At 40.0% G+C, this 17,634-nt stretch carries 14 protein-coding genes; 9 read left to right on the top strand and 5 right to left on the bottom strand.

Translation table 11 applies throughout. The features are described from left to right. Nucleotides 1–16: 16 nt before the first annotated feature. Entirely contained in the window at nt 17–3,124 is a 3,108-nt protein-coding gene (locus VOI17_RS03250) for a gliding motility-associated C-terminal domain-containing protein (RefSeq protein WP_323755805.1), read from the bottom strand. Nucleotides 3,125–3,344: 220 nt separating this feature from the next. Here VOI17_RS03250 and VOI17_RS03245 point away from each other — a divergent pair, with 220 nt between their 5' ends. The 4 genes from VOI17_RS03245 to VOI17_RS03230 all read left to right on the top strand — a co-directional run bounded on the left by VOI17_RS03245 (nt 3,345) and on the right by VOI17_RS03230 (nt 6,722). Further along, nucleotides 3,345–3,734 (top strand): DUF3127 domain-containing protein, encoded by a 390-nt coding sequence (locus tag VOI17_RS03245; RefSeq protein ID WP_323755804.1) that lies wholly within the window; start codon nt 3,345–3,347, stop codon nt 3,732–3,734. Nucleotide 3,735: 1 nt separating this feature from the next. After that, nucleotides 3,736–4,935, top strand: a complete 1,200-nt coding sequence (gene lhgO / locus VOI17_RS03240) for an L-2-hydroxyglutarate oxidase (protein ID WP_323755803.1) — start codon at nt 3,736–3,738, stop codon at nt 4,933–4,935. A 141-nt stretch (nt 4,936–5,076) separates the two neighbouring features. Then, a complete protein-coding gene (locus VOI17_RS03235) occupies nt 5,077–6,189 on the top strand; it encodes an acyl-CoA desaturase (RefSeq protein ID WP_323755802.1) in 1,113 nt (370 codons plus the stop codon). Nucleotides 6,190–6,245: 56 nt separating this feature from the next. After that, a complete protein-coding gene (locus VOI17_RS03230) occupies nt 6,246–6,722 on the top strand; it encodes an SRPBCC family protein (RefSeq protein ID WP_323755801.1) in 477 nt (158 codons plus the stop codon). Here the strand turns inward: VOI17_RS03230 and VOI17_RS03225 are convergent. After that, nucleotides 6,719–7,684: a YheT family hydrolase gene (locus tag VOI17_RS03225; protein ID WP_323755800.1), complete on the bottom strand. Its 966-nt coding sequence runs from the start codon at nt 7,682–7,684 to the stop codon at nt 6,719–6,721. The genes VOI17_RS03230 and VOI17_RS03225 overlap by 4 nt on opposite strands. A gap of 309 nt (nt 7,685–7,993) precedes the next feature. Here VOI17_RS03225 and VOI17_RS03220 point away from each other — a divergent pair, with 309 nt between their 5' ends. Continuing rightward, the gene (locus VOI17_RS03220) at nt 7,994–8,611 is read left to right on the top strand and encodes a deoxynucleoside kinase (RefSeq protein ID WP_323755799.1); all 618 of its coding nucleotides are present in this window, start codon (nt 7,994–7,996) and stop codon (nt 8,609–8,611) included. Between the two features lie 140 nt (nt 8,612–8,751). On the opposite strand, the gene VOI17_RS03215 is transcribed toward VOI17_RS03220, so the two are convergent. Then, nucleotides 8,752–10,239, bottom strand: a complete 1,488-nt coding sequence (locus tag VOI17_RS03215) for a YfcC family protein (RefSeq protein WP_323755798.1) — start codon at nt 10,237–10,239, stop codon at nt 8,752–8,754. Nucleotides 10,240–10,371: 132 nt separating this feature from the next. Here VOI17_RS03215 and VOI17_RS03210 point away from each other — a divergent pair, with 132 nt between their 5' ends. From VOI17_RS03210 to VOI17_RS03195, 4 genes are all read left to right on the top strand, one after another. Then, nucleotides 10,372–10,566, top strand: coding sequence for a YwbE family protein (locus VOI17_RS03210; protein ID WP_323755797.1), 195 nt, complete (start codon nt 10,372–10,374; stop codon nt 10,564–10,566). Beyond that, complete coding sequence (locus VOI17_RS03205; RefSeq protein ID WP_323755796.1) at nt 10,563–11,096, top strand: GNAT family N-acetyltransferase; 534 nt, start codon at nt 10,563–10,565, stop codon at nt 11,094–11,096. The genes VOI17_RS03210 and VOI17_RS03205 overlap by 4 nt, the downstream gene beginning before the upstream one ends. 43 nt (nt 11,097–11,139) lie before the next feature. After that, complete coding sequence (locus VOI17_RS03200; protein ID WP_323755795.1) at nt 11,140–12,120, top strand: NADPH:quinone oxidoreductase family protein; 981 nt, start codon at nt 11,140–11,142, stop codon at nt 12,118–12,120. Between the two features lie 77 nt (nt 12,121–12,197). Next, nucleotides 12,198–13,550: a DEAD/DEAH box helicase gene (locus VOI17_RS03195; protein WP_323755794.1), complete on the top strand. Its 1,353-nt coding sequence runs from the start codon at nt 12,198–12,200 to the stop codon at nt 13,548–13,550. 321 nt (nt 13,551–13,871) lie between these two features. On the opposite strand, the gene VOI17_RS03190 is transcribed toward VOI17_RS03195, so the two are convergent. Next, nucleotides 13,872–15,611, bottom strand: coding sequence for a M14 family metallopeptidase (locus VOI17_RS03190; RefSeq protein WP_323755793.1), 1,740 nt, complete (start codon nt 15,609–15,611; stop codon nt 13,872–13,874). 8 nt (nt 15,612–15,619) lie between these two features. Then, nucleotides 15,620–17,239 (bottom strand): M14 family metallopeptidase, encoded by a 1,620-nt coding sequence (locus VOI17_RS03185; protein ID WP_323755792.1) that lies wholly within the window; start codon nt 17,237–17,239, stop codon nt 15,620–15,622. Between the last annotated feature and the right edge of the window lie 395 nt (nt 17,240–17,634).

Genomic DNA, 17,634 nt, shown 5'->3' with positions numbered 1-17,634 from the left:
GATTTGGTAAGGAAGTCTAGCGAAAAAGTTTCAAAGAACCTCTTCTGGTTTCTTCAAAGCTTACACCGTTTAAGGCACCCGCATAGAAAATAATGTAGCTGTACTGCCCATCTAGAACCTTCTTCCCTTTATATCTTCCGTCCCAGCCTTTGGTGATGTCTTCTGTTGAGAATATTATTTCTCCCCATTTATTAAAGATTTGCATACTGTATTGAAGATTACAGTCGGTGACAGGCTTAAACTCATCATTAAAATCATCATTATTAGGGCTAAAGGCATTCGGAATGAAAATTTTAGGGAAGCGCTCTTCCACATCAAAATCCATTACCGTTTCGCAACCATTGGCATCTCTAATGGTCAACGAATAAGCGCCTTGAGAGAAATCGCTTCCTTCTTGCGAGTCCTGTGTTGGTTTATTACTCCAGTAGAATTGGTAATCTGGCGTACCCCCTATGGCTTCAATGTAGGTTGTTCCGTTTGTGGCTTGAGGACAGATTGGTTGATTAATAAATGAGTCTAAAAATGGCGCCAAAGCCGGTGGTTCAGATACGGTATAGGTTCTGGAAATTCCACAGCCGTTGGCATCCGTTACTGTAACCGCATAACCGCCCGCTGGTAAGTCCGTGATCATAGGTGTATTATAAGTTTGGTCAAAATTAACCCCTACTACCTGAATAGAATACTCGCCTTGCGCGTTGGGTGTTCCTCCTGTAATATCTAAGCTAATGCTTCCGTTGCTTTCCTGAAAACACCTTACCGGTAAAACTTCAGCATTCGTAATGTCCAATTGAGCTGGTTCGATTATGGTGTAGGTTTCAATAACCTGGCAACCAGCAGCATCTGTAATGGTGGCTTCATAATCACCTGCAGCAAGTCCAACAATAGAAAGCCCCGTCATTCCATTGTCCCAAGTAGCTGAATAGCCATCTGGTTTACCGCCTGTTACCGTGAGCTCAATTGCACCATCGGTCAACCCGAAACAAGAAATGTTAGTAATATTGGCCACGGGTTTAATTTCTGAGTAAACCACCACCTCTAAATACTCTGAATAACCATCACAATCCACTACCAATGGGTTTGATTCTAAAAATCTAATCCTCTTGCCAGCTCCAACCCCATTCCACTTTACTTTTACAGTATTTCCTGTATTACCATTTAGAAAAGTCCCTCCTGTTACTTCCCAAGTGTACACTGCACCATTAGTTTGAGGAGTAGAATAAGTGACCTCTTGGTAATCCGTATAGCAAACATCGCTAGGGCCAATGGGTAATGGAGGAGTAAGCTCTTTATTGATCTTCACCGGAAGAGTGATTGTAGCGCCCACACAGCCTAAGGCGTTTCGAGGTATTACTTGTAAAAAAGCATTGTCATTTGATGCCCCCCAAGAAACTTGCACTTTATCGGTCCCCTGTCCGCTTGTAATCTGCCCATCACCAGTAGATACAATCCATTCATAGGTATTCCCTTCTGCACCAACTATAGAATAATCTATAAATTGAACATCTGGACAAACTGATTGTGGCCCCACAATTTCAGAGGCATCAACGTCTAAAATAGAAACCTGTTTGGTAAAGACTTCCGAATTACCACAGCTGCCTTCGCCATTGGAAGCAATTACTCTGATAACATAGTCACCAGGCTCCGTATAAGTATGGTTCACTTCTTTTCCCGTGGCCATGGCGCCATCATCGAAATGCCAATCGAAAACAGTATAAAGTGGGTCTTCGCCAGGTATAGTTTCAAATTGAATTTTAAAATCAATATCTGAGTTCAAACAGCCTTCATCGGCAATAATATTGAGATCGGCATCGGCTAACAAAAGTTGGGCATTGAGGTTTTCAAGGCTGGCTCCAGCCGAGTATCCAAAAGATTCGACATTTCCATAGCCATAGACATAAGCGATTACGCCTTCAGGGGCGGTCAGCCTATGATTACCTTGAGAAATGTTCAATGAAGCGTATGCAGCATTTCCCTCAGTTTTGAATTGATCCGTTATATCAACGCCATCCAAAGTAACGTCTTTAATGGCATCACTCGCAGTTATAAGTGTAAGATAATAACGATCAATGTTTTGAACTACAAAGGCATTAAAGGTTACTGACTTAATCCTTTGTTCTAAGGGGCTGACAATAATCATAAAAGGGTCAGAAGGTACTCCATCACACTCTTGACTTCGACTAAACTGAGCTACAGTAATGGGTTTATCTGCCGAAATGGTTCTAACCCCATCAAGTGTTTTATAGATTTTAACCTCACCTGCCTGAAGGAAAAGTGTTTGAGACATCTTAGAGATTGTAACTTTGGTGTCATTTTCAGAAGCAATGATTTTTACATAATCCCCACCCTTCCTTGTTTCATAAGGAACAAAAAGAAAATTCTTCCCCCAAGTAGAAACTGGAAACATTTGTTCCAACAGGTGATCCCTAGCGGGACCACAACCACCCACGTTGGTAAATACATTCCCTCCAAAAACCGCTATATTCTTACACTCGGAATTATTTTGACTTACAGTACGCACATAAGAGCCACTTAAATCTTCATCAGACTTAACCAAGTAAGTTTCCCCTGCGTCTAACTCTATGATCTGAGGAACACCTTTAAGCCATCCATTATAAGTATCCCCTGTAGGGGTGATTTCAATTTGCGTATTGTCTTCGGAAGCTGCTACCAGAAACTCTGATTCTCTTGCACTATCTTCTATATCGCCTGGGGGTTCCATATGCGCCACTACATAATATTCATTCCCCAAGGCTGGTGTGGGTAATATTACCGCTGCATCTGCGCTAAACTGCCTTTTATTCAATGCATATAAAGAAATAGGATTATCAGAGGTGACATGAATACCGTAACCGTGCTTGCCCTCATCTGTAGGCATGAGATTCATGGGCAATACTACTTTTTTTGAAACTCCTGGATCCACTGTAACTGTAACATTAAAGGTGCTTTTTGGAGCAACAATAGTCACCGAAGTCGCCTTTTCGGCACTTATGTATATTTCAATGAATTCTGCATTCGAATTATCCATAAAGCCAAACCAGAAGTCTCTACCTTCAGTAGTTACTTGGGCATTTGCCGATATGGCAATAGATAGTAGTCCAAAAAAAGTTAGAATTATGCTCCTCAATGAATTCTGCTCTTAATTAGTAGTCTGTAAAGTAAAAGCTAATATTAGCATTTCCTTGTATTTGGCTTTGATTTATCCAAAGAAAAATTTGGTCTGAGGTTAATTCAGCCCAGCTTTGACATCTATTTTAGTAAAAGGGTTTAAGGTGGTTTTGAATATAGTTGGTCTTTCAATTTGCATCTTGACCATTTAATCAATTGTTTTGAGCAAAATTTAGAAAATGGAACTCAAAGCTAAACTCCTCGAAATATTCCCAACCCAGCAAGTGTCAGCCTCTTTCAAGAAAAGAGAGTTTGTAGTAGAATTTGCTGAAAACCCACAATACCCTGAGTATGTGAAATTTGAAGCCATCCAAGACAAATGTGATCTTTTGGATAGTTTTAAACCCAACCAAACTGTAAATGTGAGTTTCAACCTAAAAGGAAGAAAATGGACTGATGCCCAAGGACAGGTAAAATATTTCAATTCATTACAAGCTTGGAGAATCACTCCAGAATCGGCTGGTCAGAGTGCCGCAACACAAGCCAGCGGTAATACACCTCCTCCCCCTTCGGCCAATGATGAGCCAGACTGGTTGAATAGTGATAGTTCAGACGATTTACCATTCTAATATGAAGTACGATGTGATTGTTATAGGAGGTGGCATTGTAGGCTTAGCCACTGCCTATCAAACTTTGAAGAAAAAGCCAAACCTGAAACTACTACTACTTGAAAAAGAAGGAGTGCTAGCCGCACATCAAACTGGCAATAATAGTGGTGTAATTCACTCCGGCTTATACTATAAGCCAGGGAGTTTAAAGGCTACCAATTGTATCAATGGCTACCATATGCTTATTGATTTTTGCGATCAAGAAAGCATTCCTTACGAGCTATGTGGGAAAATTGTGGTAGCCACTGATGACTTTCAAAAACCGTTATTAGAAAACCTATATCAACGTGGTTTACAGAATGGTTTAGATAAGATTTCTAGAATTTCCGTAGAGGAGATGAACGAAATTGAGCCACATGTAAAAGGTATTGCTGCCTTAAATGTACCTTATACTGGCATTGTTGATTATAAACTAGTGGCCGAAAAGTACGGTGAGAAAATCAAAGAACTAGGTGGTGAAATTAAGCTCAGCACCAAAGTAACAGGTATATCTGATCATGGTCAATATTCTAATGTTTCCACCAATGACAGTTCATTTGAAGCCAAGCTGGTGATCAATTGCTGCGGATTGTATTCTGACAAGATTGCACGAAAAACTTCTGACGATGTGGATTTGAAAATCATTCCTTTTAGGGGTGAGTATTTCAAACTGAAACCAGAAAAAGAGTATTTAGTAAAGCATTTGATTTATCCAGTTCCCGATCCAAACTTCCCTTTTCTTGGTGTTCATTTCACCAGAATGATGAAAGGCGGAATTGAAGCAGGACCAAATGCCGTTTTGGCTTTCAGGCGCGAAGGCTACAAAAAATCTCAAATTCATTTAGGCGAATTGGCCGAGTCATTAATGTGGCCGGGCTTCCAAAAAGTAGCCATGAAATATTGGAAAACAGGTTTTGGCGAAATGTACCGTTCCTTTAGCAAAGCTGCATTTACTAAAGCCTTGCAGAAGTTAATTCCAGAAATTCAATCTGATGATTTAATTGATGGCGGTGCGGGGGTTCGTGCTCAGGCCTGTGACAGAACTGGCGGCTTATTGGATGACTTCTCGATTATAGAAACCAAAAAGGCCATTAATGTGTGTAATGCGCCATCGCCAGCAGCTACCTCTTCTTTATCCATTGGTGATTCTATTTCAGACTTGGCTTTAAAGCGTTTCGATTGAATGGGTAGGAATTTCAAAGTTCATTGAGAATCAATGAGTTCATTATTGATATAATGAACCCACCGATAATCAAAACTTTCGTTGAACTACACCAACTCAACTGAATTCGCATTACTTTTGTAGCAAAGTAAAAGAATCAATATGAGTACTCCCGTTGTCAAATTCAATACAAAAGACAGACCCGAGTTTGTTACCGAACTGAGAAAAAACGTAAACGGGTACTTTAAAGAAAACAACATCTCTAAGCAGGCCAACACCACTATGGTGGTAAAAACTGCTTTCATGGTTTGCCTGTATTTCATCCCTCTCGCCATATTACTTTCTGGCACCATCAATAGCTTTTGGCCTATGATGGGCATTTGGTTTTTGATGAGTATGGGCATGTCAGGCATTGGTTTATCCGTAATGCACGATGCCAATCACGGAGCTTATTCCAACAAGAAAAGCGTGAATCAAGTTTTCGGTTTCTTGGTCAATTTTTTAGGGGCTTACCATATCAATTGGAAAATTCAACACAATGTACTGCACCATTCTTTTACCAATGTGGAAGGTTTTGACGAAGACTTTGAAAACCCCGTAATGCGTTTATCACCAAGCCAGCCACGCAAAAAAGGATATAAATTTCAGGCGTTCTATGCTCCCTTTGTTTACGGCCTATTGACATTGAACTGGCTTTTTAGCAAAGATTTTAAACAGCTGATTGACTATAACAAAAAGAATCTATTGGTAGGCCAAGGTCTTACACTTAGAAAAGCCATTTGGAGATTAACTTTCAACAAAATAGGCTATATTTTACTCACAGTGGCTTTACCGATCATTATTGTCGACTTACCTTGGTGGCAAGTGATGCTTGGCTTTTTAATGATGCAGTTTATTTCAGGGCTTATTCTGGCACTCATTTTCCAGCCTGCGCATGTGATTGAGGAAACTGATTTCTTCCTTCCAAATGCAGAAGGAAGTATGGAGAATAACTGGGCCATTCATCAGTTGAGAACAACCGCCAATTTTGCCAACGGCAGCCGTTGGTTCTCTTGGTATGTGGGTGGATTGAACTTCCAAATTGAGCACCATCTTTTCCCAAACATTTGCCATGTGCATTATAGAGCTATATCAAAAATCGTAAAGGAAACAGCCGAGAAATACGACATTCCTTATTACCAACACAGGACGTTTTATGATGCCCTAAAAAGCCACTTTAGCTTATTGCATGATTTGGGGACAGGCAAATACGACCAGAAATTAGCGAAGGCGTAAAACCCTAATTCACCTACTATTTTTGAAGGCTCATTATTAACCAAGGGAATTCAAATATGCCCATTATCACAATTAAAACCATTATCAACGCGCCTATCCAAAGGTGTTTTGATTTATCAAGAAGTACTGATCTTCATCAAATTTCCACGATTGAAACCAAGGAAAGAGCAATAGCAGGTAAAATTACCGGATTGATTGGGTTAAACGAAACGGTAACTTGGCGAGCAAAACACTTTGGCATTACTCAAAATCTGACTTCAAAAATAACTGCTTTCGATAGCCCTCACTTCTTTGTTGATGAAATGGTAAGTGGAGCTTTCAAGTCATTCAAGCATGAACACCATTTTGAAGAAATTGATGGGCAAACTCAAATGATAGATTGCTTTGATTATACTTCCCCCCTTGGCATCATTGGAAGATTCTTCGACAGCATTGTTTTAGAAAAATACATGTTCAAGCTTCTTGAAAAAAGAAACCAAGTCATCAAGGAGTTTGCCGAATCAGAAAAATGGAAACAGGTTCTTTCTGTTTAACCCTTTTCTTCATTCAGAAACTCAAGTGCCCTAAGTTCTGAATAGGTGAACTCACTTTTAGCAAGGGTAAAACCTACATGTCCTCCCCTTTTTGGTGTTTCTAAATAGAGGTTTGGCATTTCTTTCGCTAACTGATATGGGTAGCAATCCCCTTCCAGCAATGGGTCGTTTAGTGCATTAATAAGTAGTAAAGGCACTTCAATGTTTTTAATAAAGGGGTATGGATCACAAAAGGCATAAAACTCCTTCGCGTCCTTGAAACCATGAATTGGCCCAGAATAGAGGTTATCAAATTCTTTCAGTGTCTTCACTGCATCCATTCGGCTCACATCAATTTCTGGAAACTGAAGTGCCTTCTTTTTAATCTTCTCCCTAAGTTTTACCAGAAACTTCTGTTCATACACCTTATTCACTCTAAGGTTTAAAGTGGCAGCGCTTTCAATCAAAGAGCATGGCGCACTAATGGCCACTGCGCCCTTCACGTTTTTCGGCAATGGAAAATCTGATTCCCCCAAGTAACGTAAGGTCTGCCCGCCCCCCATGCTAATACCGACAAGACTAATTTGATCGTAGTCGTGCTTCTGATTTGCATGATCAATGACAGTCCGCAAATCATAACTAGCGGCATGGTGGTAAAGAATTTTCTGCCGGTTCATTTCACCACCACAGGTTCTATTGTTCCAAGCCAAAACATCCCAACCATTCTGACCGAAAAGCTTTGCCAACCCTGTTACATAATGTCTTCCTGAGTCTCCTTCCAGTCCGTGGCTCACCACCAATAAGCGGTTATTTCCTTTTCTTATCCAGTCGATATCCAAAAAATCATCATCTGGAGTTTCTATTCGTTCTCTTTCATAAGTCACTCCTGTCACCTTTCTTTTTATACTTGGAATAATGGTCTCAAAATGGCCATTAAAATAAAAGAACGGTGGACCTTGATATTTCGAAGAAAGTATGGGCATGAGGCTTTAATGAATTTTATAATCGAAAGGGTAGAAAGTTCGATTCGCAAATATCTACATTCCTAAACAAAAAGCCTTAAAACACTGATTCTAATTACAGAGGAAACATTTCCATTAAGAAGTAACACATTGTTAACCTTTCCTTTACGACTGAGATATACACACGACTTACCTTTAGGCTAATAAATAATCTCTTCATATTCATTGGGTGTTTGTAAAAAAGGTCTGGTTTTCCACAGACTTTTTTTATGCAAAAAAACCTGTTCAAAAGATGGCTAAGTCCTAACTTGCGGCCATTAATTAGAACATATGCACGTAGCGATAGCAGGAAATATTGGGTCTGGTAAAACCACCTTAGCTCAGAAACTAGGAAAAGATTACAATTGGAATGTTGAACTAGAATCGGTTGACGATAATCCTTACTTAAAGGATTTTTATGAAGACATGAGTCGTTGGTCTTTCCATCTTCAGGTATACTTCTTGAATAGTCGTTTTAAGCAAATTTCTGCTATTCAGGAATCGACAAAAGGCACCATTCAAGACAGAACCATTTATGAGGATGCTCATATTTTTGCGGCCAACCTTAAACAATCAAAGCTGATCAGCGAAAGAGATTACGAGAATTATTTGGAGCTATTCAAGTCCATGATTAAATATGTGCAGCCACCAGATTTATTGATTTACCTCAAAGCAGACATTCCAAAGCTTGTGGGCAACATTCAGAAACGAGGAAGGGATTACGAAGAGCTGATCAGAATTGAATATTTAAAGAACCTGAATACGCACTATGAAAACTGGATTGGCGCATACGATATGGGCAAATTGCTTGTCATTGATGTCAACAACCTTGATTTCGTAAACAATATAGAAGACTACTCCCTCATTGTAGAAAAAGTGAACATAGAGGTTAATGGACTTTTTAGTTAAAAGTATAGAAATCAAGCTATTGAAAAAATTACTATATTGGTAATGTAATCGCTAGAGAAACTCTACTTTTTAATTGAAACTTATACAGTCCTGGTATTCTACCGGGACATTTTTTTTGTATCAACTCAAAAGACTGTTCCTTAAATCAAATAACCTACAGCTAGAATCCCCATCCCAATAACAGCCATCATAAGCATTGGGCGCCAAACAAATTTAAGCCACACATTATAAGGCACATTCACCATGCTCAATGAAGGGAGTATAATCCCAGCTGGTGTAATGAACATCATCAGGCCAAAACCAAACACATAAGCATTAACAATTTCCTCCGTTGGCACGCCCACCACATTGGCCAAAGCCCCCATGATTGGCATACTCACCAAGGCCAAGCCAGAGGAAGAAGAGATAAAGAAGGCCAACACAAAGAATACCAACATCAGCACAGGCAAGAACACCAAGCCATCTACTCCGCTCACCATATTGGAAGCATAGTTCAGGATGGTGCCGGAAATCTGTCCATCGTTCATAATGATGGTGATGCCTCGTGCAACTCCAATGATCAACGCTACCCCCAGTAGGTCTCTAGCACCGTTAATAAATGCATCCACAAAAGCATTTTCGCCCAAACGAATAATCAAGCCTAAAAACAAGGCGCTGACTAGAAACAAGGCTGTCATTTCTTCGAACCACCAATCTAAGCTAGAAACACCATACACCATAATGACGAAAGTGAGGCCGAAGAGCATTAACAGTAATTTTGTTTTCGCATTCAACTTTCCAGCACCTTCTGTTTTCTTCAATGCTGAAAATGGCTGTTTAATATCCATGCTATACAAAAGCGATTGTTTGGGGTCTTTCTTTACCTTTTCCGCATAGCGCAACACATAAGTAATCATTATTATGCCACCCAAAATGAACATGGCCAATCGACTGTAAATCCCCAAAGTCCAACTTACACCAGCGGCATCAGATGCTATGATGGTTTCAAAAGGATTGATCATGGCGCCCATTAAGCCTATGCAGGAACCTCCATACAATGCTCCGACAGGCACTATCAAATCATAACCAGCGGCTAAAAATATGGGGACTAGAATAGGATAAAAGGCAATGGTTTCTTCTTGCATTCCAAAGGTTGTCCCTCCAATGGCGACTAAGGTCATTACTGCTACAATCAACCATTTTTCTTGGCCTTTCATTTTTTCTGAAAGCGAAGCCAAGCCACGATCAAAGGCGCCAGAGGCCGTAAACACACCTATGAACCCGCCAATAATCAGTACAAAGAGAATAATATCAATCGATTCGTAGATGCCCTTTATCGGTGCATACACAATGGCCATTAGTCCTTGGGGACTCGACTCTATTGCGTTGTAAGTATTTGGAATTGAAACGGGTTTTCTGATTTTACCTTCTTCAAATTTAGAAAGTTCCATTTTCAGATTCAGGCTATCCAAAACAGATTGACTCGCTTTTAAGGAAACGGTATTTTCCTTGCTTTCAATTATAAAATTACCTTCATCATAACTCAAGGTAGAAAAGCTTCCAGCCGGCATAAAAAAAGTAGCCACTGCACTGAGTATAATAATAATGTACAGTACTGTAAACGGATTAGGGAACTTGAATTTCTTCATATGGCAAGATTAAAGGCTTTAAGTTAAGGAATTTGAAGGATTGATTTTCACCCTAAAGAAATGGCTGCTTTTCAAGTTAAAATCTAAGCTAAATCACGCTTTCCATTCTTTCGCTTTCATTACATTTGTAGTATGGACGGAACCAATAGAGCAGACATAACACCTGGTATTGAGGTAAATATTGTGCTTAAACAAGACCAAAGAAATGGGAACCTGACCCAAGGTGTGGTGAAAGATATTTTAACGAAATCTCCAAAGCACACCCATGGCATCAAAGTGCGTTTAGAAGATGGCCAAGTGGGACGTGTAAAAGAAATACTAGAATGAAAACCAGGGCTGCCATCATTAGAAAGTGTAAAGCAAAAGATTTAAAACAACTGACCCAGTTTGCACTCAAAACCTTTAAAGACACCTTTGAAAAAGACAACGAGCCCAAAGATTTCAATGCCTATATAGAAAAGGCAATTACAGAAGAAAAGCTAGGTCAAGAAATGGCCAGTGAAGGTTCTAACTTCTACTTTTTAGAACTTGAAGGCCAAGTGATAGGCTATATAAAACTGAACTTCGCTCCTTTTCAGTCAGATATTAATGACCCCAAAAGTTTAGAGCTTGAGCGAGCTTATGTCGACATGAAGTATCATGGCCTAGGTTACGGCAAAATGCTTTTCGATTTCATAACAGATCAAGCCAAATCACATCAAATTGAATACATCTGGTTGGGCGTTTGGGAGAAAAACGCAAAAGCCATTGCTTTTTATAAGCAACTAGGGTTTTATAAATTTTCAGAACACCCATTTAAGCTAGGCACAGATAATCAAAAGGATCATTTAATGCGCTGCGATTTGCCTTTGTCTTAAATCTTGGTTAATCTGAGCCTGCAAGTCTAAACCTAGAATTTGAATGATGAAAGCCCTACTCTGCCATGAATTTGGTTCCACAGAAAACCTCAAGTTAACTAATACAGAAAGTCCCAAACCCGAAAAAGGTCAGCTGGTCATTTCTGTAAAAGCATGCGGAGTGAATTTCCCTGACAGTCTTATCATTCAAAATAAATATCAGTTTAAACCTGAATTACCTTTTGCACCTGGAGGCGAAGTAGCAGGCATTGTAAAAGAAGTGGGCGAAGGAATCGACCACTTAAAAGTGGGTGACCGTGTTTTCTCGTTGACAGGCTGGGGAGGTTTTGCAGAAGAAGTTTTAGCCGATGGGTATAAGACCCTGCCGATTCCCGAAGGAATGGATTTTATCACCGCTGCGACAACGATGTACACTTGTGGCACTTCACTTCACGCCTTAAATCAAAGAGCACAGTTGAAAGAAGGCGAAACACTTTTGGTATTGGGTGCAGCAGGTGGTGTAGGTTTGGCAGCAGTTCAAATCGGGAAGTTGATGGGCGCTAAAGTGATTGCAGCGGCTTCAACAGACGAAAAGCTTGCCTTGTGTAAGGAAAAAGGAGCAGATGAAGTCATCAATTACAGCACTGAAGACCTTCGGGAAAGAATTAAAGCACTGACCGACAACCGAGGTGTAGATGTAGTATATGATCCCGTAGGTGATCGTTTTTCAGAACCTGCAGTTCGTTCCTTGGCTTGGCAAGGACGCTATTTAGTAGTGGGCTTTGCAGGAGGAGCTCCAGCTTCCATTCCTTTAAATTTACCTCTACTGAAAGGCGCTTCCATTGTTGGCGTGTTTTGGGGTGCATTTGCCCAAAAACAACCTAAAGACAGCATGGGCAACTTTCAGCAAATTCTTGCATGGATTAAAAGCGGCCAGCTAAAGCAGCATATCCACCACCAATACCCACTGAACGAAGGTGCTCAAGCCATTCAAGATTTAGTGGAACGAAAGGTGATGGGCAAGAATGTGGTGGTAATTAAATAAAAGACTTTCACAGAAGATTTTCTGGGCTTACTAATTGCTAATCAAGATATTCCTACTTTTGCAAAAATATTTTCTTCATGGATAACTTTGAATCGCTTAATCTTTCTACTCCGCTTCGGAACGCCCTTGATGATCTGAATTTTGAAAAACCTACCCCTATTCAGGCAGAAGCTTTCCCGGTAGTCTTATCTGGAAAAGACTTGGTGGGTATTGCACAAACGGGTACAGGCAAGACCTTCGCTTACATGCTTCCCTCCCTTCGAGACCTGAAGTTCTCTAAACAGACCACACCACGGGTTTTGGTGGTTGTTCCTACCCGAGAACTTGTATTGCAGGTGGTAGAACAAACCAAGATACTCACAAAATATATGAACGTCCGAACTTTGGGTGTTTATGGAGGGGTGAACATCAAAACGCACATGGCCCAAGCAATTGAAGGTTGTGATATTCTAGTGGCTACTCCAGGTCGTCTATATGATTTGGTACTTAGCAAGGCGCTTTCTTTAAAGAGCATCAATAAATTAGTTATTGATGAAGTAGATGTAATGCTTGATTTGGGCTTTAGATTTCAACTTCAAAATATTTTCGATCTACTCCCTGAAAGACGACAAAACATAATGTTTTCCGCCACGATGACGGATGAGGTAGACGCCTTAATTACGGATTACTTTGTAACTCCTGCTAAAATATCCATTGCGGTAAGCGGAACACCGCTTGAAAATATTTCGCAGCAGTGCTACCCAGTGCTTAACTTTTACACCAAAGCCAACCTCCTCGCCCATCTTTTAGAGGATAAAGAAGAGTTTAAAAAGGTATTGGTTTTTGTGGCCAACAAAAAGGTAGCAGACAGGCTCTATGAATTGTTGGAGGAAACCTTTATGTCGAAGGTTGGGGTGATTCACTCTAACAAATCGCAGAATTACAGGATTCGCTCTATTGAAGAATTTGACCAAGGCACTACTCGAATTTTAGTAGCAACAGATGTAATTGCGCGTGGATTGGATTTAGACCAGATCACGCATGTCATCAACTTCGACACCCCTAATTTTGCTGAAAACTACATGCACCGAATTGGCCGAACTGGCCGTGCGGAACATCAAGGAAAAAGTATTTTGTTTTATACTGAAAAGGAAGAAAACGATAAAGAAGCCATAGAGCTTTTAATGGGGTATGAAATTCCAACCTTGGATTTCCCAGAAGAGGTAACCATCAACAGGAAGATGACAGCTGAGGAAGAGCCAGCGGTAATTGAAATCCATAAAAACCACAAGAAGTCAAAACATGAGCCTGGCCCAGCCTTTCATGACAAGAAGGAAAAGAACCAAAAAGAAAACCTTGGAGGCTCTTACAAAAGAACCATCGAAGCCAAATACAAAAAGCCGAGAACCCGAGGCGATAAAAATCAGATCAAGAAAGGCAAAAGAAAATAGTATCCCATTTTCCTAGCGTTCCGGCCTGACAAAGGTTATGTCTCTTTTTAGTAACTTATTAAAAAAACATTAAATTCAACAAAATTTAGAAACCATGGCCAAATCTCAAGACGCAAAAAAGTCGACAAAGAAGGAGGCATTAAAAACTCCTAAAGAAAAGAAAGAAGCAAAAAGGGAAAAGAAGGGCAAAAAGAGCTATGATTAAGTTCAATTAGAACAGCATAATAAAGCAAGCCCTATTTAATTCCTTAAACTCATTAACCACAAAAAAACCGGAGTCTCCTCCGGTTTTTTTATTCTTAAAAATTAGCTAGTACTGGTTTAGTTGGTTACAACACCACCTTTAGCACTATCCACTGTAATTTTAGGAGTACCTTTTCCCGATACAATCCAGCGTAAAACGACTGTACTATTTCCAGGAATACTCTCCAACACCATTTTAGCAGGGTCTATCTTCTGTTCTGTACTAAGGTTTAGATCTAGATCCTGAACAATCATACCTGCTTGCACATCAACGCCTGAAATAGTTACATAATCAGGACGCTCAATTTTATACTTCAAATCTTGAGAAGCATGAGTAGGCATCATTCTATCGTTTTTGATTACTACAGTAATCTCTCTAAGTCCTCCACCTAAGTCTTTCTCTGTCACCTTATCCACACTAATTAAAGGCATATGGTGAGCATGATATAATGCAAAAGCCATGTTTCTATGCAGCTCTTCTTCTAACATGAAGCCAGGAGTAGCTCTACCGAAGTTTTTCTTGAAACCACCAATTTCCACTTCACCATAAGTTGGGTGGTTATAAGTTGCCCAAGGAGTAAATGCATCGCCAGCCAATAACTCTTGATCAAAATCATAGCTTTGGTTACGATCAGGGTTATTAGTCTTGTAGTAAGCAAAGCTTGAGAAAATCTCGTTGGTGAATGTATAAACACCTCTGCTACCGTAGAACCAATCCAGCTCTCCTCCGAATACAGAATACAAATCTTTGTACACAGTTAAGTAGCGGTAGCCAGGAAGCATTTTCTGTCCTTTCATACCAATAGCATCGTAAATTCTAAGGTCAGCACGGTTGTACGTAGCTAAATCTTCTTCAGCCCCAGGGCCTCTTAAAATCATACCTCCAGAATTATGGAAACTTTGCGCACCAGCAATATTTGGATGAGCCAAAACGAAATCAGCTACAGCACGATTTTCAGGTGCACTGAATGGGTATTTTAATGCTCCACGCTGAATATAATCAGGTTGCCATTTCCAAGCCCAGTCTCTGTTTGGATCATAAACACCCGGTCTGTCTTCATTCACTCTGCCGTCACCGTCATTGTCAATTCCTTCAGAACCTAACATTTCATAACGTTGAGCAGTAGTAATGTCATCTGGCCCTATTTGCAACATTTTACGTGGGTCAAGTGGATCTACGATAAAATCGCCATACTCACTTTTTCTACGCATGCTGGTTACAGAACCGTCACCATCTAAATCATCTAGACCATCTTCGTCTACTAAACCATCACGGTCATCATCCAAAGGCATCATACCCGAACGAGGAGAGCTACCTGTGTTCGCTTCTTTCATGTAATTGTTTCTTGCATCAGGGTTGATGGTTGGAACAATGTAGAAAATACGATTATCAAGCATATCAGTAATGTAATCTACATCACCAAAGTTTTCAGTTAGGTACCAGGCAGTATAAATAGAGATTTCCGCTCCTTGAATTTCATTCGAGTGAATGTTTCCATCTACATAAAACCCAGGCTTTCTGTCTGCCACTCCTTTTTTGTAGTTGGTTACTTGAAGCATCCAAATATCACGTCCTTCATAAGATTTACCTATAGAAACACGCCTCACCAAATCAGGGTGTGCGGCTGCAATTTTTTTAGATATTTCGGCTAATCCTTCTGCCGTATAATAGCGATTAAAGGCGATGTCAACTTTAGGATTGTGAGGAGAACCTGCAGCCCTAAAAACTTCATCAGCATTTTGTGCAAAACTGGTTGCCGGTAGTGTTAAACCTACCATGATTAAACCAGCGAATAAGTTTGATATATATCTTTTCATCGGTTTTATTATTTAAGGTTTACAGTTACGTTATCAACACCTGCGTGTGGAGCGCCAGCTTCAATTAGAACTGATCCGTTTCCTTTCACAAGCCAAGTAAATTGTTGTGCCCCATCACCATCAAGGTTATTAATGGTCATAATTCTTCGGCCAGAAATTACTTCTTGGTCCTTACCAAGCTTCACTTCAACTCTTATTGGCATTAACCAACGAGAACGAGTTCCCATTTGAGTATGGGTTGGCAGCGTACCTGCATTGTAAACGTCTACCGTGATTCTTGTCATTCCTTTACCAACGGCTTCAGATTTAAGATTCACCAATTTAACATCGGCTTGCATGCCTACTAATTCAACAATAAAATCATTGTTCTTTTTAGAAGCATCACCTACCATTGACATTGGAGGATTGTTCATTTTGAATGGTGCAATACCACCTACTTCTACTTTTTGATTTGGAAAATCAGGGTGACTGATTTCTTTCCAATCAACGAAATAGTTGCTTAGGTTTTCTTGTGCTGCCCATCTTAAGAAGTTCACTTCTTGGTTTTTGTCTTTATTAGCAACAGCTCCTTCTTCATCTTTTACTGTAGGTGCCCACCATCCGGGTGTGCCTACGCTCAATCTTCCGAAGTGGAAATAAGCCCACTGCAAGAAATCACCACCTTGTTCGCCAGAAGCAGGTGCATTTTTCATTCCTGTTGTTTTGTTATATGCATCCGAAATGAATTTATTCAAATCGGCATCCTCACTCAAAACACTTGTTACTACTCTTTTTGAAGCACCAGCACGGTTGAATTTCCATGGGCTTGAAAGGTTATTTCCAGGTCCAAAAGTGAATACTGAATATAGGTTCCACTTGGTATAAAGGAAGTCTAGTAAAGCTCTGTTTTCTTTTTCAGAAACAGAATGCTCACCAGCTCCAGCTTCGAAGTATGGAAACTCATACGTTAAATTCTTTCTGAAATGGATTCCACCTTCACCATCTTCATTGAAGCTTCCGTCTTTGTCGTTATCTCTTCCTTCAGTAAATATCTTGTATTTACCTTTTTCACCTTCGCCTTTATTGGCTTTGATCATCACACGGCTATCGGCAGGGTGAGTAATCCAGTCACCTGTTGCATCTTCGACACGCATCCAAGTAATGATTCCGTCTCCGTTCAAATCATCAAAAGGATCTTCGTTCAGTTTTCCATCACGGTCATCATCCGTTTGTTTTGCATTGCCGCTTCTTTCGTATTTCAATTTTGCAAAATACTGCTCAGTAGCATCAGGACTCATGTTTGGAAAAACATAAAAAGTAGTTTTCTCCAAAACACCCGCATTATCATTCACAATTCCTTCAGCAAAACGAACTGCCATTTCTACTCCGAGAACATGTGCTCCTTCTACCCCACCGACAACGGCCATAGCTGGTTTGCTATCGACATCGCCTTTACCAAGGGTAAGCATCCAAATGTCTTTCCCTCCATCGGTTTTTGTGATTGATTCTAGTTTTACATCGGGTGAAGACCCGGCCAACTGCTTCAGCCTTTGTTCAAGCTGATTAGCGTTGTTGTAGTCTTGGGCTTGAAGAGAAACACTAAAAAGAAATAGTGCCCCCAATACCCAGTTTTTGACTTTCTGGTTCATAGGCTAATTAATAGTTTGTTCAATTAAACCATGAGTTTAAGGAAAAAATGGGGTTGAAAAAATTGAGGATTACTAAATGCATTCAATTCCTCTGTTGAATGGTAGTTGGTTGGGTTAGATGGAAGACATAAAAAAGAACCCAAAATCACTTCTGGGTTCTCAAACATAATAGCCATTTATATTAAATTGAGTAAGCTAGAATGTCATAGTTGAAAAAATATACTGGTTGAGGTTATCATTTTCAATCTACCATTTCTACAATACCTTTAACTGGTATTGTTGTGAATAACCCAATTCTGTTGTGGATGACTTATACAATAAAGACTTCCTCAAGCTCCTCTATAATTCAAAAACTTCGTTCAATAAAAAATACAGAAACAAGGCTCTATTCACTA

The sequence above is a fragment of the Roseivirga sp. genome, from assembly GCF_034669765.1.
Taxonomy (GTDB): domain Bacteria; phylum Bacteroidota; class Bacteroidia; order Cytophagales; family Cyclobacteriaceae; genus Roseivirga.
This window is presented reverse-complemented; position numbering and strand designations above follow the sequence as displayed.